This is a genomic window from Collinsella sp. AM09-41, from assembly GCF_003473245.1.
In the GTDB taxonomy this organism is placed as follows: Bacteria; Actinomycetota; Coriobacteriia; order Coriobacteriales; family Coriobacteriaceae; genus Collinsella.
Genome location: NZ_QRMJ01000024.1, coordinates 1 through 1,430, shown reverse-complemented (window position 1 = coordinate 1,430; position 1,430 = coordinate 1). Strand labels below are relative to the sequence as shown.

At 65.5% G+C, this 1,430-nt stretch carries 1 rRNA gene; it reads right to left on the bottom strand.

Annotation, left to right across the window (positions count from 1 at the left end):
- Positions 1-9: 9 nt before the first annotated feature.
- Positions 10-1,430, bottom strand: a 16S ribosomal RNA gene (locus DW112_RS09835); the annotation flags it as partial.

The window sequence follows — 1,430 nt, the reverse complement described above, 5'->3', positions numbered from 1 at the left end:
TCTCCCTAGAAAGGAGGTGATCCAGCCGCACCTTCCGGTACGGCTACCTTGTTACGACTTCACCCCCCTCACCCTCCACACCTTCGGCGCCTCCCCCCTCTCGGTTGGGCCGGCGACTTCGGGTGCAGACGACTCGGGTGGTGTGACGGGCGGTGTGTACAAGGCCCGGGAACGCATTCACCGCGGCATGCTGATCCGCGATTACTAGCAACTCCGACTTCATGGGGGCGGGTTGCAGCCCCCAATCCGAACTGGGGCCGGCTTTCCGGGATCCGCTCCCCCTCGCGGGGTGGCATCCCTCTGTACCGGCCATTGTAGCACGTGTGCAGCCCAGGGCATAAGGGGCATGATGACTTGACGTCGTCCCCGCCCTCCTCCGCCTTGACGGCGGCGGTCCCGCGTGGGTTCCCGGCATCACCCGATGGCAACACGCGGCGGGGGTTGCGCTCGTTGCGGGACTTAACCCAACATCTCACGACACGAGCTGACGACAGCCATGCACCACCTGTATGGGCTCCTCTCGGCCACGGGGTCTCCCCCGCTTCACCCATATGTCAAGCCCTGGTAAGGTTCTTCGCGTTGCTTCGAATTAAGCCACATGCTCCGCTGCTTGTGCGGGCCCCCGTCAATTCCTTTGAGTTTTAGCCTTGCGGCCGTACTCCCCAGGCGGGACGCTTAATGCGTTGGCTGCGGCACGGGGGGATCGTCCCCCCACACCTAGCGTCCATCGTTTACGGCTGGGACTACCAGGGTATCTAATCCTGTTCGCTCCCCCAGCTTTCGCGCCTCAGCGTCGGTCTCGGCCCAGAGGGCCGCCTTCGCCACCGGTGTTCCACCCGATATCTGCGCATTCCACCGCTACACCGGGTGTTCCACCCTCCCCTACCGGACCCAAGCCGCGGAGGTTCCGGGGGCTTCGGGGGGTTGAGCCCCCCGCTTCGACCCCCGGCCTGCCGGGCCGCCTACGCGCGCTTTACGCCCAATGAATCCGGATAACGCTCGCCCCCTACGTATTACCGCGGCTGCTGGCACGTAGTTAGCCGGGGCTTCTTCTGCAGGTACAGTCTTGACTCTTCCCTGCTGAAAGCGGTTTACGACCCGAAGGCCTCCGTCCCGCACGCGGCGTCGCTGCGTCAGGGTTCCCCCCATTGCGCAAGATTCCCCACTGCTGCCTCCCGTAGGAGTCTGGGCCGTGTCTCAGTCCCAATCTGGCCGGTCGGTCTCTCAACCCGGCTACCCGTTGTCGGCACGGTGGGCCGTCACCCCGCCGTCTACCTGATGGGCCGCGGAGCCATCCCCTCCCGTCGGGGCTTTAGCCGGGGTGCCATGCGGCACCCCGGGGTATCCGGTATTACCCGTCCTTTCGGGCGGCTATCCCGGGGGAGGGGGCAGGTTCTCCACGTGTTACTCAGCCGTTCGCCACTCGCTTC